Source organism: Stenotrophomonas sp. YJH_SMC_21, assembly GCF_059369555.1.
Window position 1 is genome coordinate 134,064 of the sequence record NZ_JCAFSU010000003.1, and the last position, 26,696, is coordinate 160,759.

At 66.5% G+C, this 26,696-nt stretch carries 28 protein-coding genes, 1 tRNA gene and 1 riboswitch; of the genes, 12 read left to right on the forward strand and 17 right to left on the reverse strand.

Going from position 1 to position 26,696, the window contains the following annotated elements; genetic code table 11:
* Positions 1-34: 34 nt before the first annotated feature.
* Together pyrG and AC5P67_RS06120 are read right to left on the reverse strand one after the other, a co-directional pair.
* The gene (gene pyrG, locus AC5P67_RS06115) at positions 35-1,699 is read right to left on the reverse strand and encodes a CTP synthase (protein ID WP_005408998.1); all 1,665 of its coding nucleotides are present in this window, start codon (positions 1,697-1,699) and stop codon (positions 35-37) included.
* Between the two features lie 400 nt (positions 1,700-2,099).
* Positions 2,100-2,333, reverse strand: a complete 234-nt coding sequence (locus AC5P67_RS06120; RefSeq protein ID WP_005408997.1) for a hypothetical protein — start codon at positions 2,331-2,333, stop codon at positions 2,100-2,102.
* Positions 2,334-2,505: 172 nt separating this feature from the next.
* Between AC5P67_RS06120 and parE the strand changes: the two genes are divergently transcribed.
* The 3 genes from parE (at position 2,506) to AC5P67_RS06135 (ending at position 6,774) form a co-directional block, all read left to right on the forward strand.
* On the forward strand, positions 2,506-4,395 hold the full coding sequence (gene parE, locus AC5P67_RS06125) for a DNA topoisomerase IV subunit B (protein WP_005408996.1): 1,890 nt from the start codon (positions 2,506-2,508) through the stop codon (positions 4,393-4,395).
* Positions 4,396-4,588: 193 nt separating this feature from the next.
* Positions 4,589-5,167, forward strand: a complete 579-nt coding sequence (locus AC5P67_RS06130) for a GNAT family N-acetyltransferase (protein ID WP_032967150.1) — start codon at positions 4,589-4,591, stop codon at positions 5,165-5,167.
* Between the two features lie 110 nt (positions 5,168-5,277).
* Positions 5,278-6,774, forward strand: coding sequence for a S10 family peptidase (locus AC5P67_RS06135; RefSeq protein WP_059033941.1), 1,497 nt, complete (start codon positions 5,278-5,280; stop codon positions 6,772-6,774).
* A 371-nt stretch (positions 6,775-7,145) separates the two neighbouring features.
* On the opposite strand, the gene AC5P67_RS06140 is transcribed toward AC5P67_RS06135, so the two are convergent.
* Positions 7,146-8,267 (reverse strand): inorganic phosphate transporter, encoded by a 1,122-nt coding sequence (locus AC5P67_RS06140; protein ID WP_005408993.1) that lies wholly within the window; start codon positions 8,265-8,267, stop codon positions 7,146-7,148.
* A 13-nt stretch (positions 8,268-8,280) separates the two neighbouring features.
* Positions 8,281-8,907 (reverse strand): DUF47 domain-containing protein, encoded by a 627-nt coding sequence (locus AC5P67_RS06145; RefSeq protein ID WP_004152833.1) that lies wholly within the window; start codon positions 8,905-8,907, stop codon positions 8,281-8,283.
* Between the two features lie 292 nt (positions 8,908-9,199).
* On the opposite strand from AC5P67_RS06145, the gene AC5P67_RS06150 reads away from it, so the two are divergent.
* Together AC5P67_RS06150 and AC5P67_RS06155 are read left to right on the forward strand one after the other, a co-directional pair.
* Complete coding sequence (locus AC5P67_RS06150; RefSeq protein WP_005408992.1) at positions 9,200-10,504, forward strand: hemolysin family protein; 1,305 nt, start codon at positions 9,200-9,202, stop codon at positions 10,502-10,504.
* A complete protein-coding gene (locus tag AC5P67_RS06155; protein ID WP_005412917.1) occupies positions 10,488-11,147 on the forward strand; it encodes an exopolysaccharide biosynthesis protein in 660 nt (219 codons plus the stop codon). The genes AC5P67_RS06150 and AC5P67_RS06155 overlap by 17 nt, the downstream gene beginning before the upstream one ends.
* 92 nt (positions 11,148-11,239) lie before the next feature.
* On the opposite strand, the gene AC5P67_RS06160 is transcribed toward AC5P67_RS06155, so the two are convergent.
* The 4 genes from AC5P67_RS06160 to AC5P67_RS06175 all read right to left on the reverse strand — a co-directional run bounded on the left by AC5P67_RS06160 (position 11,240) and on the right by AC5P67_RS06175 (position 14,451).
* Positions 11,240-11,737, reverse strand: a complete 498-nt coding sequence (locus AC5P67_RS06160; protein WP_033834120.1) for a pyridoxamine 5'-phosphate oxidase family protein — start codon at positions 11,735-11,737, stop codon at positions 11,240-11,242.
* Positions 11,738-11,805: 68 nt separating this feature from the next.
* Positions 11,806-12,801 (reverse strand): LLM class flavin-dependent oxidoreductase, encoded by a 996-nt coding sequence (locus tag AC5P67_RS06165; protein ID WP_005408989.1) that lies wholly within the window; start codon positions 12,799-12,801, stop codon positions 11,806-11,808.
* Between the two features lie 223 nt (positions 12,802-13,024).
* Complete coding sequence (locus AC5P67_RS06170; RefSeq protein ID WP_076739965.1) at positions 13,025-13,792, reverse strand: sulfurtransferase; 768 nt, start codon at positions 13,790-13,792, stop codon at positions 13,025-13,027.
* Positions 13,793-14,085: 293 nt separating this feature from the next.
* On the reverse strand, positions 14,086-14,451 hold the full coding sequence (locus AC5P67_RS06175; protein WP_049396360.1) for a DUF6164 family protein: 366 nt from the start codon (positions 14,449-14,451) through the stop codon (positions 14,086-14,088).
* A gap of 70 nt (positions 14,452-14,521) precedes the next feature.
* On the opposite strand from AC5P67_RS06175, the gene AC5P67_RS06180 reads away from it, so the two are divergent.
* Positions 14,522-14,956, forward strand: a complete 435-nt coding sequence (locus AC5P67_RS06180) for an FKBP-type peptidyl-prolyl cis-trans isomerase (protein ID WP_005408986.1) — start codon at positions 14,522-14,524, stop codon at positions 14,954-14,956.
* Entirely contained in the window at positions 14,943-16,190 is a 1,248-nt protein-coding gene (locus tag AC5P67_RS06185) for a TIGR03862 family flavoprotein (RefSeq protein WP_049417571.1), read from the forward strand. The genes AC5P67_RS06180 and AC5P67_RS06185 overlap by 14 nt, the downstream gene beginning before the upstream one ends.
* 53 nt (positions 16,191-16,243) lie before the next feature.
* On the opposite strand, the gene AC5P67_RS06190 is transcribed toward AC5P67_RS06185, so the two are convergent.
* The 4 genes from AC5P67_RS06190 to AC5P67_RS06205 form a co-directional block, all read right to left on the reverse strand.
* Entirely contained in the window at positions 16,244-16,705 is a 462-nt protein-coding gene (locus AC5P67_RS06190; RefSeq protein ID WP_044569785.1) for a GNAT family N-acetyltransferase, read from the reverse strand.
* 99 nt (positions 16,706-16,804) lie between these two features.
* Complete coding sequence (locus AC5P67_RS06195; protein ID WP_043034340.1) at positions 16,805-18,427, reverse strand: FMN-binding glutamate synthase family protein; 1,623 nt, start codon at positions 18,425-18,427, stop codon at positions 16,805-16,807.
* A gap of 55 nt (positions 18,428-18,482) precedes the next feature.
* Entirely contained in the window at positions 18,483-19,769 is a 1,287-nt protein-coding gene (locus tag AC5P67_RS06200; RefSeq protein WP_005408982.1) for a nucleotide sugar dehydrogenase, read from the reverse strand.
* A 142-nt stretch (positions 19,770-19,911) separates the two neighbouring features.
* Complete coding sequence (locus AC5P67_RS06205) at positions 19,912-20,346, reverse strand: BLUF domain-containing protein (protein WP_005408981.1); 435 nt, start codon at positions 20,344-20,346, stop codon at positions 19,912-19,914.
* 128 nt (positions 20,347-20,474) lie between these two features.
* Between AC5P67_RS06205 and AC5P67_RS06210 the strand changes: the two genes are divergently transcribed.
* Positions 20,475-20,561: transfer RNA gene (locus tag AC5P67_RS06210), tRNA-Leu, on the forward strand.
* A 23-nt stretch (positions 20,562-20,584) separates the two neighbouring features.
* Here AC5P67_RS06210 and hemN read toward each other — a convergent pair.
* Positions 20,585-21,994 (reverse strand): oxygen-independent coproporphyrinogen III oxidase, encoded by a 1,410-nt coding sequence (gene hemN, locus AC5P67_RS06215; RefSeq protein ID WP_043034401.1) that lies wholly within the window; start codon positions 21,992-21,994, stop codon positions 20,585-20,587.
* A 44-nt stretch (positions 21,995-22,038) separates the two neighbouring features.
* Complete coding sequence (locus AC5P67_RS06220) at positions 22,039-22,476, reverse strand: group III truncated hemoglobin (RefSeq protein ID WP_043034341.1); 438 nt, start codon at positions 22,474-22,476, stop codon at positions 22,039-22,041.
* A 178-nt stretch (positions 22,477-22,654) separates the two neighbouring features.
* On the opposite strand from AC5P67_RS06220, the gene AC5P67_RS06225 reads away from it, so the two are divergent.
* A complete protein-coding gene (locus AC5P67_RS06225; protein ID WP_005408925.1) occupies positions 22,655-22,942 on the forward strand; it encodes a hypothetical protein in 288 nt (95 codons plus the stop codon).
* Entirely contained in the window at positions 22,939-23,982 is a 1,044-nt protein-coding gene (locus tag AC5P67_RS06230; protein ID WP_088436360.1) for a 4Fe-4S dicluster domain-containing protein, read from the forward strand. Before AC5P67_RS06225 ends, AC5P67_RS06230 begins: the two co-directional genes overlap by 4 nt.
* 1 nt (position 23,983) lies before the next feature.
* On the opposite strand, the gene AC5P67_RS06235 is transcribed toward AC5P67_RS06230, so the two are convergent.
* On the reverse strand, positions 23,984-24,220 hold the full coding sequence (locus tag AC5P67_RS06235) for a hypothetical protein (RefSeq protein WP_005408923.1): 237 nt from the start codon (positions 24,218-24,220) through the stop codon (positions 23,984-23,986).
* Between the two features lie 352 nt (positions 24,221-24,572).
* Positions 24,573-24,782, reverse strand: a complete 210-nt coding sequence (locus AC5P67_RS06240) for a helix-turn-helix domain-containing protein (protein WP_005408922.1) — start codon at positions 24,780-24,782, stop codon at positions 24,573-24,575.
* Between the two features lie 111 nt (positions 24,783-24,893).
* Here AC5P67_RS06240 and AC5P67_RS06245 point away from each other — a divergent pair, with 111 nt between their 5' ends.
* Complete coding sequence (locus AC5P67_RS06245; protein WP_005408921.1) at positions 24,894-25,295, forward strand: transcriptional regulator; 402 nt, start codon at positions 24,894-24,896, stop codon at positions 25,293-25,295.
* A gap of 22 nt (positions 25,296-25,317) precedes the next feature.
* Positions 25,318-25,381, forward strand: a riboswitch (Fluoride riboswitch).
* Between the two features lie 82 nt (positions 25,382-25,463).
* The gene (gene crcB / locus AC5P67_RS06250) at positions 25,464-25,856 is read left to right on the forward strand and encodes a fluoride efflux transporter CrcB (RefSeq protein WP_005412844.1); all 393 of its coding nucleotides are present in this window, start codon (positions 25,464-25,466) and stop codon (positions 25,854-25,856) included.
* A gap of 3 nt (positions 25,857-25,859) precedes the next feature.
* Here the strand turns inward: crcB and AC5P67_RS06255 are convergent, their stop codons facing one another.
* On the reverse strand, positions 25,860-26,693 hold the full coding sequence (locus AC5P67_RS06255; protein WP_005408919.1) for an AraC family transcriptional regulator: 834 nt from the start codon (positions 26,691-26,693) through the stop codon (positions 25,860-25,862).
* Positions 26,694-26,696: the final 3 nt, after the last annotated feature.

Sequence of the window (26,696 nt, forward strand, 5' to 3'; positions counted from 1 at the left end):
ATGCAGGATGGGGGCCGAAGCCCCCATTCACAAGTCAGGCGCGCGCTTCGGAAAGCAGCTTGCCGCCGGCCTTGCGCTCGCGTGCGGCGCGGATGAAACCGATGAACAGCGGATGGCCGTCACGCGGCGTGGACAGGAATTCCGGGTGCGCCTGGCAGGCCAGGAACCACGGGTGCGCGTCGCGCGGCAGTTCGACCACTTCCACCAGGGTGTCGTCCATCGACTTGCCGGCGATCACCAGGCCGGCATCTTCCAGCTGGGTGCGGTAACGGTTGTTGAACTCGTAACGGTGGCGGTGACGCTCGGCGACGACGTCCTTGCCATACAGCTCGCGGGCCAGCGTGCCCGGCTTCAGGCGCTGTTCCTGCAGGCCCAGGCGCATGGTGCCGCCGAGGTCGCTCTTGTCGTCGCGCTTTTCCACGTCACCGGTCGCGGTGCGCCATTCGGTGATCAGGCCGATCACCGGGTTCGGCGACTGGCGGTCGTTCTCGGTGCTGTTGGCACCTTCCAGGCCGACCACGTTGCGCGCGTAGTCGACCACGGCCGCCTGCATGCCGTAGCAGATGCCGAAGTACGGCACCTGCTGCTCGCGGGCGAACTTCGAGGTCAGCACCTTGCCTTCGAAACCACGGTCACCGAAACCACCCGGCACCAGGATGCCGTCGACATCGGCCAGTGCGGCCATGTCGGTGCCTTCCAGGTCCTGTGCTTCCAGCCACTTCAGGTTGACCTTGGTGCGCTGGCGCAGGCCACCGTGCTTGAGGGCTTCGCCAACCGACTTGTAGGCATCCTGGTGATCGACGTACTTGCCAACCACGGCGATGGTCACTTCGTCCAGCGGATGCAGGGTCGCGTCGACCGCGTCTTCCCACATCGACAGGTCGACCGGGCCGGCCTTGTCGGCCAGCTTCAGCTGGTTGACCACGATCTCGTCCAGGCCCTGCGCGTGCAGGCCCGACGGAATACGGTACAGCACGTCCACGTCCGGCACGCTGATCACCGCGCGCTCGGAGACGTTGGTGAACTGGGCGATCTTGCGGCGCTCCGAATCCGGCACCGCCTGCTCGGAGCGGCACAGCAGCACGTCCGGCTGGATGCCGATCGAGCGCAGCTCCTTCACCGAATGCTGGGTCGGCTTGGTCTTCAGCTCGCCGGCGGCGCCGATGTACGGCACCAGGGTAAGGTGCATGAACAGCGCCTTCTCCGGGCCACGCTCGGTGCGCACCTGGCGGATCGCTTCCAGGAACGGCAGCGACTCGATGTCGCCGACAGTACCGCCGATCTCGACCAGCGCCACGTCGTAACCTTCGGTGGCTTCATCGATGCAGCGGCGGATCTCGTCGGTGATGTGCGGGATGACCTGCACGGTCGCGCCCAGATAGTCGCCACGGCGCTCCTTGCGGATCACGTTCTCGTAGATGCGGCCGGTGGTGACCGAGTTCTTGCGGCTCAGGCGGGTGCGCACGAAGCGCTCGTAGTGGCCCAGGTCGAGGTCGGTCTCGGCGCCGTCGTCGGTGACGTAGACCTCACCGTGCTGGAACGGGCTCATGGTGCCCGGGTCGACGTTGATGTACGGGTCGAGCTTCATCATCGTGACCTTCAGGCCACGGGCTTCGAGAATGGCGGCCAGTGACGCAGCGGCAATGCCTTTGCCGAGCGAGGACACCACGCCGCCGGTTACGAAAATCAAGGGAGTCATGGCTGCAAGCATCCTGTCTGGAAATGGAAAACGGCAGCACCACGCACACCCGGAGGGCGGGCATGGAGCTTGAAGGGGGTTTTCCGGTTCGCTGGGGCAGCGAGGGAGGTGCTAGGCCGTGCGGCGGCATGCGCCGGACGGGGACCACCCTGCGAGGTCGGGGCGGCCGTGCCGGTCAAATCGACCGTCACCTGCGACCCGCATTGCTGGCGACCACGCATGGCCGTGCCAGCCCATTCGCAAAGGGTGGACACGCACTTACTCCCGGAAAGCCATAGTTTACAGATTGATGGCCGCCAACCCAAGGGGCAGTTGCGGCCATCACCCAAAAGAAACGCCCCGCTGGGCGGGGCGTCGGGGGGCGAATCCCTTGCGGCAAGGGCTTCGGAGGGCGGAAGAATTACTTCTTCTTCCGCGCCTCTTCTTCCTCTTCCTGCTGCGGGGCCGGCTGGCCCTGCGCCTTCATTTCGGCATTGGCCTGGGCGCGGCGCTTGGCCTTGGCATCGGCTTCGGCCTGCGCCTTGTCTGCCTGGCCACCCTGCTGCGGGGCCGGCTGGCCGGCGTTCTGCGCCACCACCAGCGGCACTGCAACGGCGGCAGCGGCCAGGATCGCAATGGTCAGCAACTTCTTCATGAGGTCCTCCTCGCGGTATGGCTTGGATGTTTCGACCCAACGGGGGTCGCCGGCATTCAGATTCCAGCGGCTGCCATTTTACCCCCTCTGCGTCGCCGAGACTGAACCGCAGGCGTGCAAAATCCCGTGCCAGACCCCACACTTGCCCGTCGCTCCAAGCTTTCGAAGACAGATGAACGCCCGCTATAACGCCGCCGATATTGAAGTCCTGTCCGGCCTTGACCCGGTCAAGCGCCGTCCCGGCATGTATACCGACACCGCGCGCCCGAACCACCTGGCGCAGGAAGTGATCGACAACTCGGTGGACGAGGCCCTCGCCGGCCACGCCCGCTCGATCGAGATCACCCTGTACAAGGACGGCAGCGTGGAGGTCAGCGATGACGGCCGCGGCATGCCGGTGGACATCCACCCGGAAGAGAAGATCCCGGGTGTCGAGCTGATCCTCACCCGCCTGCATGCGGGCGGCAAGTTCAGCAACAACAACTACACCTTCTCCGGCGGTCTGCATGGCGTCGGCGTCAGCGTGGTCAATGCGCTGTCGACCCTGGTGGAAGTGCACATCAAGCGCGAAGGTGCCGAGCACCGCATCACCTTCCGCAACGGCGACCGCGCCACGCCGCTGGAAGTGGTCGGCAGCGTCGGCAAGAAGAACACCGGCACCCGTGTGCGCTTCTGGCCTGACCCGAAGTACTTCGACACGCCCAAGTTCGCGGTGCGCGCGCTGAAGCACCTGCTGCGTGCCAAGGCCGTGCTGTGCCCGGGGCTGACGGTCAAGCTGACCGATGAGGCCACCGGTGAAGTCGACACCTGGTACTACGAGGACGGCCTGCGCGATTACCTGAAGCTGGAACTGGGCGAACGCGAATCGCTGCCGGCCGACCTGTTCGTCGGCAACCTGAAGAAGGACACCGAGGTGGTGGACTGGGCCGTGGCCTGGCTGCCGGAAGGCGAGCTGGTGCAGGAAAGCTACGTCAACCTGATTCCCACCGCCCAGCACGGCACCCACGTCAACGGCCTGCGCACCGGCCTGACCGAGGCGCTGCGCGAGTTCTGCGACTTCCGCAACCTGCTGCCGCGTGGCGTCAAGCTGGCCCCGGAAGACGTATGGGACCGCGTGTCGTTCGTGCTGTCGCTGAAGATGACCGACCCCCAGTTCAGCGGCCAGACCAAGGAACGCCTGTCCTCGCGCCAGGCGGCCGGTTTCGTTGAAGGCGCGGCCCACGATGCCTTCAGCCTGCTGTTGAACCAGAACGTGGAGCTGGGCGAAAAGATCGCGCAGATCGCCATCGAGCGCGCCAGCGCACGCCTGAAGACCGAGAAGCTGGTCGTCCGCAAGAAGGTCACCCAGGGCCCGGCCCTGCCCGGCAAGCTGGCCGACTGCATCAGCCAGGACCTGTCGCGTACCGAGCTGTTCCTGGTGGAAGGCGACTCGGCAGGGGGCAGCGCCAAGCAGGCCCGCGACAAGGACTTCCAGGCCATCATGCCGTTGCGCGGCAAGATCCTGAACACCTGGGAAGTCTCATCCAACAGCGTGCTGGCCTCGGAGGAAGTACACAACCTGGCCATCGCCATCGGCTGCGACCCCGGCAAGGACGACATCAGCGGCCTGCGTTACGGCAAGGTCATCATCCTGGCCGACGCGGACTCCGACGGCCTGCACATCGCAACGCTGCTGACCGCACTGTTCCTGAAGCACTTCCCGGCGCTGGTCGATGCCGGCCACGTGTTCGTGGCGATGCCGCCGCTGTTCCGCATCGACGTGGGCAAGCAGGTGTTCTACGCCCTGGACGAGGAAGAAAAGCGCTCGATGCTGGATAAGATCGAACGCGAGAAGATCAAGGGCGCCATCAACGTCACCCGCTTCAAGGGCCTGGGCGAGATGAATCCGCCGCAGCTGCGCGAATCGACCATCCACCCGGATACGCGCCGCCTGGTGCAGCTGACCGTGGACGATCGCGAGCAGACAAGCTCGCTGATGGACATGCTGCTGGCCAAGAAGCGCGCCTCCGACCGCAAGGGCTGGCTGGAGAGCAAGGGCGATCTGGCCTCGCTGGAGGTCTGATCCCGGCACGGGGTCGGATCCCTTTGCCTGGCAAAGGGCTCTGACCCGGTTGCCCGGTAGTGCCGGCCGCTGGCCGGCCACCTCGACTGCCGGCCAGCGGCCGGCACCACCGGCTCATGCGCCCTTGGCATTACGCCGCCATCGGCAAACCCGGCGGAGCCATAATGCGCGTCCACCCGTGTGGACCATCGTATTGGCCAGCCACTCGTTGCTGTTCCCCGCCCTGCCGCTGCACAGCACGCGGTTGGTGCTGAGCCCGATCCGCCGTGACGACGCGACGGCGCTGTTCGCGCTGCAATCCAATCCGGACGTGATGCGCTGGTGGAACCACCCGGCCTGGACACGACCGGCCGAAGCCCGCGAACAGATCGACGACGACCTTGCCGCGCACGCGATTGGCACCCAGTTGAAGCTGGCCCTGCGCGAATCACCCAACGGCCCACTGCTGGGCATCTGCGTCGCATTCGCCATTGATCGTGAGGCCATGCGGGCCGAGATCGGCTATCTGCTGGCGCCCGACCGCCAGGGCCAGGGCTACATGCATGAGGCCCTGCAGCAGATGCTGGGCTATCTGTTCCACACCCTGCACCTGCACCGCATCGAAGCCGAGATCGATCCACGCAACGTACCCTCGGCACATGTGCTTGACCGCCTCGGCTTCCACCGCGAGGGGGTGCTGCGCCAGCGCTGGCGCATCCAGGGCGAGCTTTCGGACTCGGCCGTCTATGGCCTGCTGGCCAACGACGAAGCGGCAGCCACCCTGCCCGTTTGATCCAATCTGGCCGCAAGCCGCTGCAGAACGTGGCCATGCCTTTGGACACATACGGCATGGCACTCCACCGGCCTAGCATCGGAACCCCCTTCCGCTGCCGATCCGGTGCCATGAAGTCCCTGCTGCACACTGCCGCGCTCTGCGTCGGCCTGCTCATCGCCCCCACCAGCGTGCTGGCCGCGCCCGCCGCTGACACCAAGCCCGATTCGAAAGACGACAGGACCGACGCGCCTGCGCTGCCCGCCGATGCGTCGGCGCGCCAGAGCATGCGCCTGGCCGGCCGCACCCTGGACTACACCGCCACCGTCGGCACCCTGCCGGTGCGCGATGAGAAGGGCAAGGTCATCGCCGATGTGGTGTTCACTGCGTACACGATGCCGGGCAAGGACCGGCCGGTGACGTTCGCGCTCAATGGCGGCCCTGGTGCCTCGTCGGTGTACCTCAACATGGGCGCGATCGGGCCCAAGGTGGTCACCTTCGGTTCGGAAGGCGACAGCGCCTCGGCGCCCGCGACCCTGCATGACAACCCGGGCACCTGGCTGGATTTCACCGACCTGGTATTCATCGACCCGGTCGGCACCGGTTTCAGCCGCGCGCGCATCGGCGATGACGAGGCGAAGAAGCAGCTGTACAACCCCGGCGCCGACATCGAGTACCTGTCGCGCTCGATCTACGACTGGCTGCTGCGCAACCAGCGCATGGCGTCACGCAAGTACCTGACCGGCGAGAGCTACGGCGGCTATCGCGGCCCGCGCATCACCCATTTCCTGCAGACCCGGCTGGGCGTGGCGATGAACGGCCTGGTACTGGTCTCGCCGTACCTGAGCCCGACGCTGGAAGACAACGCCGACGTCTCGCCGATGGCATGGATGCAGACGCTGCCGTCGATCGCCGCGGCGCACCTGGAGCGCCAGGGCAGGCTCACCGACGCGGCAATGCGCGAGGTGGTGGAGTACACCCGTGGCGATTACGCCACCGCGTTGATGAAGGGCCGCAGCGATCCGCAGGCCACCGAGGCGATGCTGCGCCGGGTGACCGAGCTGACCGGGCTTGACCCGCAGTTCGTGCGCCGTGCCGGTGGCCGTCTTGAAACCCAGGCCTACCTGCGCGAAGTATTCCGCGACAAGGGCACGCTGGGCAGCCGCTACGACTCCAATGTGACCGCGTTCGATCCATTCCCGAATGACCCGGAGCAGCGCGCCAATGATCCGCTGCTGGACAGCATCATCGCGCCAACCACCACGGCGATGGTCGACTTCGTGACGCGCGTGGTTGGCTGGAAGGTGGATGCACGCTACCAGGCGCTGAACTACGACGTGAATCGTCTGTGGGACCGCAACGGCGAGCTGCGCCAGGGTGCGGTGACCCAGCTGCGCCAGGCGGTGGCGATCGATCCGCATCTGCAGGTGCTGATCGTGCATGGCTGGAACGACCTGTCGTGCCCGTTCATGGGCTCGATCCTGACGGTGGACCAGATGCCGGCGATGGGCAGCAACCCGGACCGGGTGCAGGTGCGGAGCTATCCGGGCGGGCACATGTTCTACAGCCGGACGGACAGCCAGGCGGCGTTCCGCAAGGATGTGCAGGCGCTGTTCCAGCGCAATTGAGGGGTTCGGCCGGGCCTGCGGCCCGGCACCCGCCGGATCAACGGCAACGGCAACGGCAACGGCAAAAGCAGGGTTTCCGTGGGCTGGCGAGGTGGGGTGGGGTTGCTGGACACGCCGTAAACCCGTCCCTGGGGGCTCGATGGCGCCATCCATGGCGCCAACGGTCCTGCAACCCCACCCCACCCCGCCGCTGACAGGTTCCTGCTGCTGTTGGTGGGTGCCGACCGTTGGTCGGCACGGGATCGGATCCCTGTTTCTGCTCTGGTAGGTGTCGACCTTGGTCGACACGATGTGTCCGGAAGAATTCTCTGCCCATGAAAAAGCCCGCCGGATATCGGCGGGCTTTTTCGTTTGCAACCCTGGCGTGGCGATCAGGTCCAGCCGAACAGCTCGAACAGCTTCAGGATCAGGTACGCACAGCCGCCGGCTGCCGGGATGGTCAGGATCCAGGCCCAGACGATGCGTTCGATCACGCCGAACTTCAGCGAGCGCGGGTTCTTGGCGAAGCCGACGCCCATGATCGCGGTGGAGATGCTGTGCGTGGTCGAGACCGGCATGCCGAAGTGGGCGGCCAGGGTCAGGATGGTGGCCGAGCTGGTCTCCGCGGCGAAGCCGTGGATCGGGTGCAGCTTGACCATCTTGTGGCCCAGGGTCTTGATGATCTTCCAGCCGCCCGAAGCGGTACCGGCGGCCATCACAACCGCACAGGTCAGCACGATCCACATCGCGATGCCGTCACCGGCGTGGGCGTCCGGGTGCATGAAGGCCAGCCAGGACGGCAGGTCATCCAGTGCGCCGGTGGCCTCGGCACCGATCAGGGTCATGGCGATGATGCCCATGGTCTTCTGCGCATCGTTGTGGCCGTGGGCGAAGCCCATGTAGGCCGCCGAGGCGATCTGGGCCTTGCCGAAGAAGGCATTGACGATGCGCGGGCGGGCCAGGCGACCGATGGCGCCACCGATCCTGGCCAGGCCGGCGATCAGGCCCCACAGCAGCACCATCACCACGATGCCGAGCAGGAAACCGGCGATCGGCGAGGTGATCATCGGCACGAACACCTTCCACAGCAGGCCCTTGTTCTGCGCCCAGCTGCCCAGGCGCTCGGACCAGATCAGGGCGTCCCAGTTGTTGTGGGCCGCCGCCAGGCCGGCGCCGCAGAGGCCACCGATCAGCGCATGCGAGGACGAGGACGGCAGGCCCTTCCACCAGGTGATCAGGTTCCAGATGATGCCGCCCAGCAGCGCGCACAGGATCACCTGCGGGGTGACCTCGACCACGTTGGTGTTGAGCAGGCCCGAAGCGATGGTCAGCGCCACCGCGGTGCCGGTCAGCGCACCGATGAGGTTCATGAAGGCGGCCAGCATCACCGCCCAGCCGGGCGAGAGCACCTTGGTCGCGACCACGGTGGCAATGGAATTGGCGGTGTCGTGGAAGCCGTTGATGAACTCGAAGACGAGTGCGGCCAGGATCACCACCAGGACAAGGGTCAACATGCGGCGGCGTCCGTCAGCTGTTCTTCAACACGATCTGGTACGCAACCACGCCGGCCTCGCGGCAACGGTCGATGGCCTTTTCCAGGATCTCGAAGAATTCCTTCAGCAGGAACATCTGCAGGTTGTCCAGGCGGCCGGAATAGATGTCGCGGTACAGCTCGAGCATCAGGCGGTCGGCCTCGTTTTCCAGCGAGCGCAGCTTCTCGTTCAGCGCGGTCATCCGGTCCAGGTTCATGTGGCGCAGGTCGGCCACCATCTCCACCACCACGCCGGCGGCCTGTTCCAGCATCGCCGCGCGCGGCGCGAAGTCGATGTGCTCCAGGTGGGTCGTGGCCAGCGAATAGCGATCGGCGAACTTCTCGATCTGCTTGGGAATCTTGTACAGGGCCGAGCCCAGCGCTTCGATGTCTTCGCGCTCGATCGGGGTCATGAAGCTGTCCACCAGCGCCTGGCTGATCTTGTCCGAGGCCGCGCGCTCGCGCAGGCGGGCCAGCTTGAAGGCGTCCAGCGCGGGCTGGCGGTCGGCCTCGCGCAGCATGGAATGCAGCGCCTTGGCGGCGTCGGAGGCCGCGACGGCGGCCTCATCGAGCAGGGTGTAGAACTGTTTGCCGGAACCGAAAATGGTCTGCAGAGAGAACATTGAGAAACCTGTCAGCCGTCGCGGGAAGGACGGCACCAGACGGAATTATGACGGCTAGATGACCATCACGGGTATCCCCGCCCCCTTTCCGGGGCTCGGAACCCCGAACCTGAACAGGCGGTTGCCACCCTGCCATGCCCCTTTGCTAAGATGCCAGCGCGCCTTCGGGCGCATCCTATGGACGACGACCCTTATCCCCCAGCGCCGCGCCGGACCCCGTTCCTGAGCGCCTGCCGCCATCGCAAGCACCCGCCCTCCCTGCCACCAACCGGGGACGACGCCCGTGTTTGAAATGATCCTGATTGTCTTTGCGCTTGTTCTGCTGAACGGCTTCTTCGCCATGTCCGAGATGTCGGTCATGACCTCGCGCAAGAGCCGCCTGAAGCAGATGGCCGCCACCTCCAAGCGCGCGGCCAAGGCGCTGGAGCTGTCCGAGAAGCCGGAGAGCTTCCTGTCCACCGTGCAGATCGGCATCACCGTGATCGGCGTGCTGACCGGCTACCTCGGCGGTGAAGCGCTGGGCGAAGCCTTCGCCGGCTGGATCCAGGGCCTGATGCCGGGCTTCGCCTATGCCGGCAACATCGGTACCGCGCTGGCGGTCAGCCTGATCACCTTCATCACGCTGATCTTCGGCGAACTGGTGCCCAAGCGCCTGGCGCTGACCCGTTCGGAGGCCATTGCCGGCCTGGTCGCGATGCCGATGAGCTGGCTGGCCAAGCTCGCCCTGCCCTTCGTCTGGCTGCTGTCCAAAACCACCCAGCTGGTGCTGCGCCTGTTCGGCCTGGGCAAGGATGAAGTCGCCTCGGTGACCGAAGAAGAGATCCGCATGCTGGTCGCCGAAAGCCACGAGGCCGGCGTGATCGATGCCCACGAGCGCGACATGATGAACCGCGTCATGCGCCTGGGCGACCGCACCGCCGACAGCCTGATGACCCCGCGCAACCGCATCGCGTGGCTGGATACCCAGGCCGGGCTGGAGCGCAACCTGGAAATCATGGCCGAACACGAGTTCTCCCGGTACCCGGTGTACCGCGACAACGACATGGACGTGGTCGGCGTGCTCGAACTGAAATCGCTGGCCACGCGCATGGCGCGCGGTGACAACGCGCTGTTCCAGACCCTGCGCGAACCCCTGTACGTCTCCGAATCGACCCACGCGATGAAGCTGCTGGAAATCTTCCGCGAGGAACAGCAGTCGATGGCACTGGTGGTGGACGAGTACGGCGAGATCCAGGGCCTGGTGACCATCAGCGACCTGATGGGCGCGGTGGTCGGCCGCCTGCAGGCGGTGGAGAACGCCGACGAGGACGCGCTGGTGGTGACCCGCGAAGACGGCTCGCTGCTGGTGGACGGCTCGCTGCCGATCGAAGACGTGCGCGAACTGATCGGCAGCAACGACCTGCCCGACGCCGAGGACGGCGACTACTACACGCTGGCCGGCATGTGCATCCATTACTTCGGCCGCATTCCGCACGCAGGCGAGTACTTCGACTGGGCGGGCTGGCGCTTCGAAGTGGTTGACCTGGATGGTGCGCGCGTGGACAAGCTGCTGCTGCGCACGTTGTCCGACGAGCAGGCCGATGAGCTCACCGCCTGAGGCCGGCAAGGGTCCGGGCGACGAGCGCCCGGCCTACCGCAACGAGGGCATCCGTACCCTGCTGGAGATGTTCGCCTCTGGCGATCCCGCCGAGCACATGCCGCTGGGCCAGATCCTCGGCAACCTGCAGCAGAGCGCGTTCGGCGTGTTCCTGTTCGTGGCGATCCTGCCGTCGTTCATCCCGATCCCGGGCATGGGCGGCGCGGTCAGCGGCCCACTGGTGGTCCTGATCGGCCTGCAGATGCTGTTCTGCCTGCGCCGGCCCTGGCTGCCCGGCTTCATCGCCCGCCGCGGGCCGAAGCGCGGCACCATGCATCGTTTCCTGGACCGCATCGACCGACCGCTGCGGCGCCTGGACAAGATGCTGAAACCCCGCCTGCCGCAACTGCTGACACCGCTGCCCGCCCACGCCTTCAGTGGCCTGCTGCTGGTGCTGCTGGGCCTGCTGCTGTCGTTGCCGATTCCCTTCACCAATTTCCTGTTCGGCTTCCAGCTGCTGCTGTTCTCGCTGGCGCTGCTGGAACGCGATGGCGCGCTGATGCTGTTCAACTGGATTGCCGCCGTGGCAGCGATCGCGTTCTTCGGTTTCAGTTCGGGGCAGCTGGTGGGTTATACGGTGGAGCTGTTCCAGCGCTGGTTCTGATCCGGAATCCGGTAGAGCCGGCCGCTGGCCGGCTGCCACGTCTCCAGGTTTGCCGGCCAGCGGCCGGCACTACCAATACCGGACATCGGTCATCACCGAAGATCGATGAAACCGTTGTCGGCCAGCGCCGCCGGTTCGTCCTGCACCGCCGACAGCACGAACGTCAACGCCTTGCCCAGCAGCGTGCCCGGACCGTCCCAGTACTCTGCACTGTCGGCGCGCACATGGATCAGGCGAAGGTTGGGGTCATCCTTGCCACCGGGGAAGAACAGCTTCATCGCCGGTGACCACAGCGCCTCGATCTTCGCGCGATCGTCGACCACGCGTGCCCGCCCCGCCACCGACACATAGGTGTTCTTCGAGGGCGAGGCATACGCCACGTTGACCCGCGGGTCGAGCGCGATCTCGGCCACCTTGGGGCTGTCGCCGGTGATCACGAACCACAGGTCACCGTCGAAGGCGACCTGCTGGGTGGCCAACGGCCGGCTGTAGAGGCGGCCGTCGACGCCGGTGGTGGTGAACATCGCCACCTCCACGTCCTTGATCAGTTCGGCCAGCTGGGCGATGTGTTCGGCACGGGTGTCGGCCATGTGGGAGCTCCTTCGATATGAGCCCCCATCAGACGCGGTTCGGCCGCAATGGGCCGTGACGCAATTGTTCAGCCCGCGTGGCGGGCATGCCAGGCCTGCATGGTGAGTTCGAACGAGCGCAGGCGCGCGCGGTGGTCGTACAGGTTGGCGGTGAGCATCAGCTCGTCGGGCTTGTGCCGTTCGACGAACGCGGCGATGCCCTCCGCCACCTGCTGCGGATCGCCCAGCACGGTGCAGGCCAGCGCCCGCTCCACGCCCAGTTTTTCGTGCGGCTCCCAGAAGGACTCGATGTCGTCGATCGGTGCCGGAATCTTGCCCGGTCGGCCGCGACGCAGGTTCACGAAACTCTGCTGCTGGCTGGTGAACAGGCGCCGCGATTCGGTTTCGCTGTCGCTGGCAACGACGTTCAGGGCCAGCATCGCGTGCGGCTGCTTCAGCGTGGCCGAGGGGCGGAACTCGCGCCGGTATACAGCAACGGCTTCATCCATCGCGTCGGGTGCGAAGTGCGAGGCGAACGCATACGGCAGGCCCATCGAGGCGGCCATGCGCGCACCGAACAGGCTCGAACCGAGGATCCAGGTCGGCACCCGCAGGCCGCCACCCGGAACCGCCTGCACCGCCTGCCCGGGTTGTACCGGCTCGAAGTAATGCAGCAGCTCGCGCACGTCCTGCGGGAACTGGTCGGCGCTGTCGAAGTAGCGGCGCAGCGCACGCGCGGTCGGCTGGTCGGTACCGGGTGCACGGCCCAGGCCGAGGTCGATGCGGTCCGGATACAGCGAAGCCAGCGTGCCGAACTGCTCGGCCACCTGCAGCGGGGCATGGTTGGGCAGCATGATGCCGCCGGCACCGACGCGGATGCGCTTTGTGCCACCCGCCACGTGGCCGATCAGCACGGCGGTGGCCGCGCTGGCGATGCCCGGCATGTTGTGGTGTTCGGCCAACCAGTAGCGGCGGTAGCCCAGCGCATCGGCGTGCTGGGCCAGTTCCAGCATGTTGGCGAACGCGGCGGTGGTGTCACTGCCCTCGCAGACCGGGGCCAGGTCAAGGATCGACAACGGGATCATCAGGCGTTTTTCCGTCACAGGATCCCCCATGCATGGGGTCGGCCAGGCGCCGCGGCCAGTGACGGTGGCGGGATGCTGATTCCCGTGTGGCGGGTTCAGGGCTGACCGGGCCGATCCGGGGTGCCCTGATGCGCGCCAAGCGCGATTGGTAGTGCCGGCCGCTGGCCGGCATACAGGTAGATGGCTTCGCAGCCGGCCAGCGGCCGGCTCTACCGCGGAAGCGTCAGAACGCGCTGGGGCGCGGCTCCGGCAGCGGCTGGTCGACCATCGGCTTCAGCTCGGCATCCAGCGCCACGCGCTCATCGAACACGAAGCAGCGGCCTTCGTAGCCTTCGCCGCCCACCTCCTCGAAGTAGCCGAGGATGCCACCGTCCAGCTGCAGCACGTTGTCCATGCCGTCGTTGACCATCCACAGCGCCGCCTTCTCGCAGCGGATGCCGCCGGTGCAGAAACTGACCACGGTGCTGTCTTTCAGCGCCTCGCGGTGCGGCGCCAGCGCCTCGGGCAGGTCGGTGAACTTGTGAATCGGCAGCACCAGCGCATCCTTGAAGGTGCCGTACTCCACTTCCTGCAGGTTGCGGGTATCGAGCATCACCACCGGCTTGCCGGCGTCGTCATGCCCCTGCCGCAACCAGCGTTGCACCGTGGCCGGATCGACCGCCGGCGCGCGCGGATAGTCCAGCGGCTGACCGTCGTCACGGCGGAAGCTGATGATCTCGTCCTTCACCTTGGCCTTCAGCCGCGCGAACGGCTGATGTTCACTGAAGCTGGTCTTGACCCGCATATCGGCAAACCGCGCGTCAGAACGCAGCGCCGCGTAGAAACCCTCGACCGCCTCCGGCGCACCCGCCAGGAACAGGTTCAGCCCCTCCCCCGCCACCAGGATCGTGCCCCGCAACTGCGCCGCCTCGGCACGCGCCAGCAACTGGTCGCACAGACCCTGGGGAGCGTCGATGACGGCGAAATGGTAAGCGGCGGTATTGGCGATCATCCTGCCATTTTAGCGCCTCCCGCCCCTCCGGGCAGATTCAGGGGTCAGAGCCCTCTGCGCAGGAGGGGCCCGACCCCAAGCCCGGCAAACAACCGGAATCAGTCATGGGTGGGGCGGTGTGGGCAGGCGGGGGCGCAGAGCGCCATGGATGGCGCTCTACGAGGCACGCAGCAGCAGCTTTTGCCGTCCCCCGCCTGTCCACACCGCCCCGCCCTCCCACTGAAGCCCGGCTTTTGACGTTGCCGTTGCCGTTGTGTCTGCGGGTGCCGGGTGCAACCCGGCCAGAAGCCCCATTACCCCCGCAACAGCACGAACGGCAGCAGCACCAGCGCCGCCGCACCGGCCATCGCCAGCAGCACCAGCACCACGTAGACCGGCCGCCGCCGGAACAGGCTGCCGAAGGTCTCCGCCGTGCCATCACGCAATGCCTGCTCACGCTCGGCACGGATGCGCGGCCCGCGTTCGGCCTGGTATTCCGCCATCAGCGCCTTCGCACGTGGATGATCGGCGTCCTCGCGCAGCCACAGGCCACCATTGGAGATGCCCCAAGGGCTGGGTTCGGTGCGATACCAGGCGATGCCGTGCTGGTCGAGCAGCGTGCAGACATCGGCATATTCGTCGTCGCCGACATTGCGCAGATTGAGCAGGAGTTTTGCCATGCCCCCATGATACCCGGCGCCGATGCGCTACCCTTGCCGCCCTCGCCCTGCGCCCTTCCGGAGACGCCCGATGCGCCGCCTGCTGCTTCCCCTGCTGCTGTCCCTCGCCGCCGCTGGCTGCACAACCGAACCGTCCGGCCCACCGCCCGGCGGCACCCTGACCACCTTCGAGCGCATCGATACCGTGCCCGGCACCGGCACCGAAGCCGTTGCCGGCAGCAAGGTCACCGTGCACTACACCGGCTGGATCTACGACAACCGCACCGAAACCAAGCACGGCAAGACCTTCGACAGCTCCTTCAAGCACGGCGAACCGTTCACCTTCGCGCTCGGCGCCGGCCAGGTCATCCGCGGCTGGGATGAGGGCGTGGCCGGCATGAAGGTCGGTGGCAAGCGCACCCTGATGATCCCGCCGGATTACGGCTATGGCGACCGCCGGGTTGGCCCGATTCCGGCCGGTTCGTCGCTGGTGTTCGATGTCGAGCTGCTCGATGTCAAACCGTAATGCCGCACCGCTTCCGCGGGTCGCCGTCATCGGCGGCGGCCCGACCGGCCTGTTCGCCGCCGAGCGCCTGCGCGCCGCCGGTCTGGACGTGGACCTGTACGAGGCCAAGGGTTCGCCCGGCCGCAAGTTCCTGATCGCCGGCAAGGGCGGGCTCAACCTCACCCATTCCGATCCGCGTCCGCTGTTCGACAGCCGCTACCGCGAGCAGTCCACGACCGTGGGCCGCTGGCTGGATGGCTTCGATGCGCAGGCATTGCGCGACTGGGCCGGCGGCTTTGGCGTGGAGACCTATGTGGGCAGCTCCGGCCGCGTGTTCCCGGTCGACCGCAAGGCCGCGCCACTGCTGCGTGGCTGGGTGCGCCGGCTGAAGGAACAGGGCGTGCGCCTGCATGCCAACCACCGTTGGATCGGCTGGGGCAACGACGGCGCGCTGCGCTTCGCCACCGAAGCCGGCGAGATCGATGTCCACGCCGATGCCACCGTGTTGGCGATGGGCGGCGGCAGCTGGCCGCAGCTGGGCAGCGACGGCGCCTGGGTTGCACCACTGCAGGCCCGTGGCGTGGACATCGCGCCACTGCAGTCAGCCAACTGCGGCTTCGACGTGGACTGGACCCCGTTCTTCGCCCAGCGCAATGCCGGTGCACCGTTGAAGCCGGTGGTCGCGCACTGGATCGACCTGGCCGGACAGCCACAGTCGCTGCAGGGCGAATGCGTGGCCAGCGAGTACGGCATCGAAGGCAGCCTGATCTATGCGTTGGCGGCGGACCTGCGCGAGACCATCAACCGCGATGGCCACGCGATGCTGTGGCTGGATCTGGTGCCGGGCCGCGACGAAGCGCGCCTGCTGGCCGATCTGTCACGCCCGCGCAAGGGCCGCAGCTTCGGCGAGCACCTGCGTCGCCAGGCGGGCCTTGATGCGGTGAAGGCCGCACTGGTGTTCGAGATTCTGGGTAAGGAAGCCGGCAACGACCTGCCTGCCGTGGCGGCTACGCTCAAGCGCCTGCCGCTGCGCCTGCTGCGTCCCCGGCCGATGGCCGAGGTGATCAGCACCGCCGGTGGCGTGCGCCTGGATGCGCTGGATGATGGCCTGATGCTGCGGGCCGTGCCCGGCGTGTTCTGCGCCGGCGAGATGCTGGACTGGGAGGCGCCAACAGGTGGCTACCTGTTGACCGCGTGCTACGCCAGTGGCCTGCGCGCCGCCGAGGGCGTGATCAGGTGGCTGGCCGGGCGGTGACGCCTGCATTGTAGAGTCGAGCCATCCTCGACTGCCTTACAGTCCCCGGGCGCTCACCATGGCCTGCGCATGCTCACCGAAGCCAGCGCCACGCCGCTGGGATGCGGATAGACCTCTTCGCGCACGCTGATGAATCCCTGCCGTTGGTAGAACGGCACCGCGTTGAGCGAGGCCGACAGCACCACCTCACGCTCACGATCGGCCATTGCCAGCAGGCGCTGCATCAGCGCCTGGCCAATTCCCTGGCCGCCACGATCAGGATCAACGAACAACGCGTCGACTTCATTGGCATCGGCATCGAACACACCGAAGCCAAGAAGGCCGCCCTGCCCATCCTCGGCCACCACGCAGCCGCCCTGCCCCAGCAACCGCGCGTACTGCGACGGCGGCGGCGAGGCCGACCAGGGCGCAATCACTTCGGGCGGATAATGGCTGCTGCAGGTCTCGCGCACGCAACGCGTGCGCAACGCCCACAGCGTGGCGACATCATCCGTGGTGCCGGTCCGGAACCGCATGGCATCTCCTTGCAGCGTCGAGCCATGCTCGACTGTTCTTCGTTCCAACATCGCGATGAGAGAAGCAGCCGAGCATGGGCTCGGTTCTACAGCAACACGTTATCGCGACTTGCTGGCCCGCAGCGCCTGGATCTTCGGCGGCGGCTGGAAGGAATCGCTGCGCGCATCGGCCCAGAACGCATGGAACACGGCGTGGTCCGGCACCTTGTGCAGTAGCTCGCCCGGTTCAAGGTAGCGGTACAGCGAGGCCAGCGAACGGATCTCAACAGGCGAAACCCGACGCAGGATATGCTCCGGGCCCAGTTCCGCCGGGTCGTTCAGGCCCGCGGCACACAGCAGTTCCTTCAAGGCATGCAGCGTGTGCTCGTGGTAGCTGTACACACGGGTGGCCTTGTCCGGTGCATCCAGATGCTTCCAGCGCGCCGGGTCCTGGGTCGCGATGCCGGTCGGGCACTTGTCGGTATGGCAACTCAACGACTGGATGCAGCCCAGCGCGAACATGAAGCCGCGGCCGGCATTGCACCAGTCGGCACCCAGCGCGATGGTGCGCGCGATGTCGAACGCACTGGTGATCTTGCCGGCTGCACCGATGCGGATGCGCTCGCGCAGATCGAGGCCGACCAGGGTGTTGTGCACCAGCAGCAGCGCTTCGTGCATCGGCACGCCGACATGGTCGACGAACTCGGCCGGCGCCGCGCCGGTGCCCCCTTCGGCACCGTCCACCACGATGAAATCCGGCAGCAACCCGGTTTCCTGCATCGCCTTGGCAATGCCGAACCACTCCCACGGGTGACCGATCGCCAGCTTGAAACCGACCGGCTTGCCCCCGGACAGCTCGCGCAGGCGGGCGACGAACTGCAGCAGCTCGACCGGTGTCGAGAACGCCGAGTGACGCGACGGCGACACGCAGTCCACGCCCATCGGCACGCCCCGGGTCACCGAGATCTCGGCAGTCACCTTCGGCGCTGGCAGCACGCCGCCATGACCCGGCTTGGCACCCTGCGACAGCTTGATCTCGATCATCCTGACCTGTTCATGGGTGGCATTGGCAACGAAGCGTTCCTCGCTGAAACCACCCTTCTCGTCGCGGCAACCGAAGTAGCCCGAGCCGATCTCCCAGACCAGATCGCCGCCCATCTCACGGTGATAGGGCGAGATCGAGCCTTCGCCGGTGTCGTGGTAGAAACCACCACGCCGCGCGCCTTCGTTCAGTGCGCGGATGGCATTGGCCGACAGTGAACCGAAGCTCATCGCCGAGATGTTGAACACGCTGGCCGAATAGGGCTTGGCACAGTTCGGGCCGATCAACACGCGGAAGTCATGCTTGGCGATGGCGGTTGGCGCCAGCGAATGGTTGATCCACTCGTAGTCCACCGCATAGGTGCTGCGCAGGGTACCGAACGGCACCGTGTCCATCTCGTTCTTGGCGCGCTGGTAGATCAGTGCACGTTGCTGGCGCGAGAACGGCACATCCTCCAGGTCACTCTGCACGAAGTACTGGCGGATCTCCGGGCCGATCGATTCCAGCCCGTAGCGGAAGTGCGCCATCACCGGATAGTTGCGGCGCAGCGTGCTGCGTTTCTGCAGCAGGTCCCAGGTCCCCAATGCCACCATCGCGGCAGTCAGGCCGACGCCCCAGTACCAGGCCGGCCAGATCGTGGCCAGCCACAGGCATATCGGGAACATCAGGATGGCGAGCAGGTAGACGATGTACCGGTGCATGGCTTTCCTCGGTTGCAACTGTTCCCGAGTCTACCGCGCCGCTCGCTGCCAAGGCTTACAAACGATCGTCAACCACGTTGCGCGGCCAGGCCGATTTGACGTCGTAGACCAGGCCGCCTGGCGCCAGCAGCGCCCGGATTGCGTCTTCATCCATTGCCTTGAAACGGGCGTGGGCCACCGCCAGCACCACCGCGTCATAGCGCCCTGCCCCGGGTTCGGCCAGCCAATCCAGGCCCTCGCCGGTCAATGCCGCCGGGCCGACCCACGGGTCGCTCACCTCCACCTGCGCACCCGCATCGCGCAGGCGCTGGGCCAGTTCCAGCGCGCGGCTGTTGCGCAGGTCGGGGCAATCCTCCTTGAAGGTCACGCCCAGCACCAGGATGCGTGCCTCCGCCGGTGCACGGCCACGCTCGGCCAGCATCGCCAGCACGCGCGCCGCCACGTGCTCGCCGACGCGGTTGTTGACCTGCCGCGCGGTGTGGATCAGGTCCGGGTGGTAGCCCACGCTTTCGGACTTGTGCAGCAGATAGTACGGATCGACGCCGATGCAGTGACCGCCAACCAGGCCTGGCCGGAACGGCAGGAAATTCCACTTGCTGCCGGCGGCGTCCAGTACGTCCTGGGTATCAATGCCGAGCCGGTCGAAGATCAGCGCCAGCTCGTTGACCAGCGCGATGTTGACGTCGCGCTGGATGTTCTCGACCACCTTGGCTGCTTCGGCCACGCGCATCGACGGCGCCGGGAACGTACCGGCGTCGATGATGCGCTGGTAGAGACCATCGATCACCGCAGCGACTTCCGGGGTCGAACCAGACGTGATCTTGCGGATGTCGGCCAGGCGCCGCTGGCGGTCACCGGGACTGACCCGTTCCGGGCTGTAGCCGCAATAGAAGTCTTCGTTGAAGCCCAGGCCCGAACCCTGTTCCAGCAGCGGCACGCACACTTCCTCGGTGGTGCCGGGGTACACCGTGGACTCGTAGATCACCAGATCGCCGGCGCGAAGATGACTGGCAATCAGCCGTGTCGCCGAACGCAGGGGCTCCAGGTCGGGCTGCTCGTATGCATCGATCGGGGTCGGCACGGTGACGATATAGACGTTGCAGGCATCGAGCAGCGAAGGATCGCTGCCGTACTGCAGATGCGTGGCTTCGGCCAGCTCGTCGGCCTCCATCTCCAGCGTGTGATCGCGGCCACCGCGCAGCTCCGCGATGCGGCCGGCATCGATGTCAAAGCCCAGTGTCGGCCAGTGCCGGCCAAACGCCACCGCCAATGGCAGGCCGACGTAACCCAGGCCGATCACGGCGAAACGCGGCGTCACCGCCGCCGCAACGGGCACGCTCATCGGCATATCCCGTGCGCCGGGTGAAACCGGATGCGTGCCGCCATGGCTTGGGCCAACCCACTCATTCGCTGTACCACTCCGGGAAACCCGCACCAGAAAGGCTACAGCCTACCGGCCCCGATACCCCGCCGCCAAGGCGGGCTCAGGAACCCAGCGCGACCGCGGCGGGTTCCAGCTCGCCGTCGGCACCGGTCCAGGCCTGCAGCAGGCGCTCGAAACCACCGCTGCCAAGCAGGAAACCCGGCCACGCCGCGTCAACGATCTGGGTCAGCAGGTCCGCATCGATCCGCCGCGTCCCCATCGACCAGCGCGGGAACGCACGCTGCACCACCGGCGCGCGGCACAACAGCCTCATCTGCGCGTGGCTGCGTGCATTGAAGATGCGCTGGAACACCGAATCGATGCCATCTTCGGGGCCTTCCAGATACTGCAGGAAGCGGCTGCCGTCGAACATCAGGACACCGGTGACACCGGCTACACGATTGAATGCCGTGGCGTCGGCCAGCAGGCGATCAAGATCGGTTGTCCGCAGATCGGCGCGGGCCTCACTGGCATAGGCAATCGCGTGCAGCGACATCGGGTGGCTCCCCCCCTGGGAACGGTGGCTGGGACTATGACATGAACAGGGATAACAGTTAAGCACGTCGCTCCCGCGCAATCCGGCTGCAGCGACACGGGTAGGCTACAATCGGCGCCGCGCTGCAGGCCCGGATGGCGAAACTGGTAGACGCATCGGACTTAAAATCCGCCGGGGGCAACCCCATGCCGGTTCGATTCCGGCTCCGGGCACCACACGCACGCAGCACATCCCGCTTTCAGATCGCCCGCGAGTAACGTGGCTGCTCATGTGCGGCACGCAGATACGGGTCGAAGCACATTGCCAGCAACCGCAGCAACGGTCGCCCGGGCTCGCTCGCACGCACCACGCCATCGCGGTATTCGGCCAGGCCATCCTCCTGCAGCCGCTGTACCGAACGCAGGTCCTCGGCGAAGTACTGCTGGAAATCCACGCCGTGGCGCTGCCCCAGCACCGCACCATCCACCTCGCCCTGGCACATCAGCTGCTGGATCAGCTCCGCGCGCAGCTGGTCGTCGGCACTCAGCGCGACACCGCGCCAGACCGGCAACTGCCCCTGGTCCACCGCGTCCTCCCAGGACGCCAGGTCACGTGGATTCTGGCTGTAGGTGGCGCCGATATGGCTGATCGCACTTACACCCAGGCCGAGCAGATCGGTATCGGCGTGGGTGGTGTAACCCATGAAGTTGCGATGCAGCTGGCCGGCACGCTGCGCGCGTGACAGATCCTCTTCCGGCAATGCGAAATGATCCATGCCGATGTACTGGTAGCCAGCCGCGGAGAGCTTCTCCACCGCCAGGCCCAGCAGCGCCAGCTTGTCTTCCGGCGACGGCAACCGGCTTTCGTCGATCTGCTTCTGTGCCCGGAACAGATGCGGCAGGTGCGCGTAGCCATACACCGCCAGGCGGTCCGGGCGCAGCGCCAGCACCCGTTCGAGGGTGCGGCCGAATCCTTCCAGGCTCTGCCCGGGCAGGCCGTAGATCAGGTCGACGTTGACCGAACGCATGCCGCTGTCGCGGCAGGCGCGCAGGATGTCCAGTGTCTGCTGCACGCCCTGTATGCGGTTGATCGATTCCTGCACCTGCGGGTCGAAATCCTGCACGCCCAGGCTGGCCCGGTTGAAGCCCAGGCGCGCCAGCATGGCGACGTCACGGGTGTCGATGAAGCGTGGATCGAGTTCGATCGAGAAATCGCGCTGCGGTGAATCGCTGAAATCGAAGCGCCGGCGCAACCCTTCCACCAGTGTGGTCATCGCCTCGGCATCGAGGAAGTTCGGCGTACCACCGCCCAGATGCAGCTGGATGACCTCGCGACCGTCCTCGAACTGTGGTGCCAGCAGATCGGCCTCGGCCAGCACGCGCGACACATAGCTGTGGCCACGGCCGCGATCGCGGGTGATCACCCGGTTGCAGCCGCAGTAGAAGCACGGGCTGGAACAGAACGGCACATGCACGTACAGCGACAGCGCGCGGGCCAGCTGGTTGCTGTCGGCGATCGCCTGGCGCAGCGCCGGCGCGTCGAACCCATCATGGAAATGCGGCGCGGTCGGGTACGAGGTGTAGCGCGGGCCCGGCCGGTCGTGCCGGCGCAGAAGGTCGGGGTCGAAGGTCCAGGCCAGGCCACCAGCGGCGGGAGAGAACGTGTCCATGGCGCCAGCATCGCGCCGGGCGGCCTGCGCCGCCTTGACCCAGATCAATCCTTGGCGGGCATCGCCAGCACCGGCAGGCCGACCTGCGGCCATCGCAGCATCTGGTAGCGCTTCCAGAAGGTGTCACCGATGCGCGCAGCCACGTCGTTGGCCAGCTCCTCCATCGGCGGGTTGTCGCATTCGGCGGTGGTGATCCGGAACAGCACCAGCCAGCGGTCGAACAGATCCTTGTCCAGCTGGATGGCCATGTGCTTGGACATCGGCGAACCCTTGAAGCGCCGGGTGCCGCGCAGCATCGCCGACCAGAAGTCGACCAGCTGGGCCAGATGCTCCGGCCAGTCGTGGACGTGGGCCTCGAACACCGGCCCCAATCGCTCCTCCCCGCGCACGCGGGCGTAGAAGTCGTGGACCAGGCGGGTCACTTCCTGCTCGGTGCACAGCTCGGGCGAGGCGACAGGAAGGACAGGCGGCGTTGCGTTCATCGGGGTACCCAAAGCGTGCCGGCAGTGTGCCGCAGCCGGCCGGCACCACCGTTGATCCAGATCAATGTCGGCGCAGTCCGCTGCACCTAGGCTGGCACGCTTGCAGGAAGCATGCCCTGCGGATGCCGCGCCAACCCAGGCGAGTATACGCGCCGCCCACTTTTCGATCCGGGACAGCATGAACAGACCCTCTCCCAACCGTCGCCAGCAGTTGATCCAGCAATGGGGCGCGATCCTCTGGCCCAGCTTCATCGCTGCCGGCCTGGCCAGCGTGGTGTTCTTCGCCTTCGTCGACCCGCTGCGGTTGCAGGCCATCAGTTTCCCGGGCACGCAGATCAGCCGTGAAATGGGCTACACGGCAGGCTTCTTCATGTTCTGGACGGTGACGGCGCTGTCCAGCGCGATCACCTGGTACCTGCAGCGACCGATGCCCAGCGGCGACGACGACGAGTTGCCGCTGGGATGAGTACGACCTGCACACCGAGACCACGGCACTGGCGCGGCACGCTCAGCGCCGCCTTGCTGGTGCTGTTCTACGCATTGCCATGGCTGCACTGGGACGGCCGCCAGGCCTTGCTGCTGGATATCAACGCCCGCCGCTTCGATCTGTTCGGCTGGACGCTGTGGCCGGGAGACGTCGGGGTGCTGGTCGGCCTGCTGGCGGTGCTCGCGGTGGGGCTGGCACTGCTCACCCACCTCGCCGGGCGCATCTGGTGCGGCCACGCCTGCCCGCAGACACTGTGGCGCCGTGCCTTCGACTGGATCGCCGACGGCATGGCCCGCACGCTTCCGGCACGCGTTGCGCGCGCGGCCACACAGCTGGCCTGGGGGCTGCTCTCGCTGTGGACCGGCATCACCTTCGTGGGCCTGTTCAGTCCGATCGCCGAGCTGGTGATCGCAGCGCCGCGTGCCGGCTGGAGCGGCTGGGAAACGTTCTGGGTGCTGTTCTATGCCGCCGCCACCTGGGCAAACGCCGGCTTCCTGCGCGAGCAGGTCTGCCGTTCGCTGTGCCCGTTCGCACGCATGCAGCCGCTGCTGACCGATCCACATACGCCGCGCATGCTGTACGACGCCCGCCGCGGCGAGCCACGTGGGCCTCGCCCATCCGGCCTGGGCGGCGTGCTGGGCCGCGGCCGCGGCCTGCTCGACCCGACCACTGCACAGGACTACGTGTTCCGCGCCGCGCATCCGCTGCTGGCCGGACCGATGCCGACCTTCAGCGCCGACCGTCTTGGCGACTGCACCGATTGCGCGGCCTGCATCAGCGCCTGCCCGATGCAGCTGGACATCCGCCAGGGGCCGCAGGCCGACTGCCTGGCCTGCGGCGCCTGTCTGGAGGCCTGCGCACAGCAACAGCACCGGGCCGGGTTCGGTCCGGGGCTGGTGCGCTACTGCAGTCCGCAGGCGATGGCCGGACAACCGAAGCGCTGGTGGCGCCCCCGGACCCTGGCCCTGCTGTCTTTGCTGCTGGCGCTGCTTGCCTGCGGCGCCTGGCGCCTGCTCTGAATCAACGCGGCCCGTCGGCGTGCGGTGGTACCAGCTGCGCGCGTCGGACAATGCCCAGCTGCTCGATGATCAGCGCCATTTCGTTGGTGAACTCGGTACGCTCGGTCCCCTGCGGGACGAGCCGGTCCAGCACCTGCTGGTAGGTATCCCAGAACGCCGGACCGCATCCGTGTTTGTGATAGCTGGCTTCCAGTTCGCGGCGTACCCGTTCAGCCAAGCCATGCATGCCGTATTCCATACGACCTCCGTTGGACTTGTTCTGCATCGTTGACGGTCTACCGACTCACTTGCGTGCTACTGAAAGACTCCCAGGCTTCACGCCCGGTTGATCCAAATTAGTCACAGATTTCACGACAGGTCAATTACATGCAGCGACTTTCGCGATTGAAATTATTAATCGTTCACGAAACCACATACGGGACCCCGCCCCTCCCGGATGGGGTGAAGCCGACAACGCGCCCCAGCCACCTGTCCGGCAGCCGGTAGGCGTCGACAATAGGTACTGCCAAAACGATCAGTTTTTCCTATTTTGCTAAGTGTACTTAACAGAATGCGCTTAGCACGCTAAATGCGACAAAAGGCGGCGTAATTCAGGCGGATTCGACTTCGGCGGCGCCCGTTGCGGGGAACAGGTTCGGGTAACGCTGATGCAGGATGTACTGCCGCAGAGCGGGGATCGGGAAGTCTTTCGGCCATTGCGATACTGCGGAACGGCTGATGCCGAAGAAGCGCGCCAGCTCCGCATCGGTCTGGAACCCCAGCCGCGTGCGCACCTGCCGCTTGTTCCAGAATTCGGTCATGGTCTGCCCTTTTGTTAACCAGACTTATTCTTGCGGCAAGGATTCTTCGCATTCCACGCGTTAAGCTGGCTTGCATAGATGAATACTCTCGGCCAACGACTCGCCGCCGCCATGAAGAAAGCCGGGCACCCCCGCCCGGCCGATCTGGCCCGCGCCGCCAAATCCACCACGGCAACCATCAGCAACTGGCTCAACGACCATGTCAGTGCGTCCCATGTGAAAGCCGAGCAGCTGTTCCGCATCGCCGATGCGGCCAAGCTGGACGCACGCGAGCTGCTGTATGGAGTGAACGGGCGCGGCGTCGGGGAGCCGGGTAACGCCTACATTCCCAGCCAGGCCCACCTTGACGTCTGGCAGGACGCCTACGAGCTGGTCAGTCACCTGGTGGCCGAGAATGGCCTGGAAATCGACCACCGCCGCCACGCGGCGCTGGACCTGCTCGCGTTTGAACTGCTGATGGATGGCTTCAGCCGCAGCAAGGTGGCCCGCGTGCTGACGACCTCGATGACGTGAATGCACCGCCGCTGGTAGCATGGACCGCGATGGGGATGGGGCTCCCCCGATAACCGCCTGACAAGGCTGATGGCTCCTGCCAGGACGAACCCGGTGTTCGTCGACGGCAGGTCTTGCCTGCCCTCGGCGTTCGCCATTGACCCTGCGAACCCGCATTCGAGGCACGCCATGCAAGCATTGAACAACTATTTCCTGGTCTTCGTCGGCGGCGGCATCGGTGCCTGCCTGCGCCACGCCTGCAACCTGATCGGCGCCCGAGTGGCCGTCGGCAGCCCCTGGCCGTGGTCGACCTTCCTGATCAACATCAGTGGCGCCCTGCTGATGGGCGTGGTGGTCGAGGTCTTCGCGATGCGCAATGGTGCCTCGCCGCAGCTTCGCCTGTTGCTCGCCACCGGCATCCTTGGTGGCTACACCACGTTCTCTACCTATGCGCTGGAGATCGGCCTGCTGCTGCAGCGCGGGCAGCACGGACTGGCCGCGCTGTATGCCGGTGGCTCGGTGGCGCTGGGCCTGGCCGGCCTGTTCGGTGGCATGAAGCTGGCCCGGCTGGTGCTGGGCTGAGGCTCAGGCCGCGCCAGCACGCGCCTGTCCGCGCCATTCGCGTGGTGACTGCCCCGTGTGCGCCTTGAACGCGCGCGAGAGTGCCGCCTCGCTGCCATAGCCCACCTCGTCGGCAATCCGCTTCAGCGGCCGGCCCTGGCGCAGCGCCTGCTGTGCCAACCCGACCCGCCAGCCTTGCAGGTACTGGCCCGGGGTGGTCCCCATCGCTTCGCGGAAGCTGGCGGCGAACACGCTGCGTGACATGCCGGCCACCTCGGCCAGATCCTCCAGCGTCCACCCCTGCGCCGGGGCTTCGTGCATCGCCACCAGCGCCAGCCGCAATCGCGGGTGGCCAAGCCCAGCGAACAGACCGCCGCGCATTTCGCCACCTTCCATCAGCTGGCGCAGCACCTGGATCATCACCACCTCGAACAGGCGGTTGACCATCGCCGCGCGCCCGCAACGCTGCTCGAACGCTTCTTCGAACAACAACTCCAGCGCTGCGTTGCCGCCATACAGCCCAGCCAGCGGCAGGCAGATGAAATCCGGCAACGCGGCGCTGATCGGATTGAGCCGGCCGCCTTCGAAATGCAGGTTCGCGCAGGCCATGTCGGCGCCCTGCTGTGGGTCGGTACTGAAGCGGTGCGGCATCGGCCGCGGATACAGCAGCAGGCTGGGCACATCCACCTGTACGGTCTGCTGGGCATGACTGACCTGCAGCGGGCCACGTCGCACCAGGTGCAGCTGCCCGGCTTCATCCTCACCCTCCAGCGTGTTGATGCCGCACAGCGCACCGGCATGGAACACCGAGGCGGTGACCGCGAAGCGTTCAAGCAGAATGGCGAGACGGTCGACCATGAC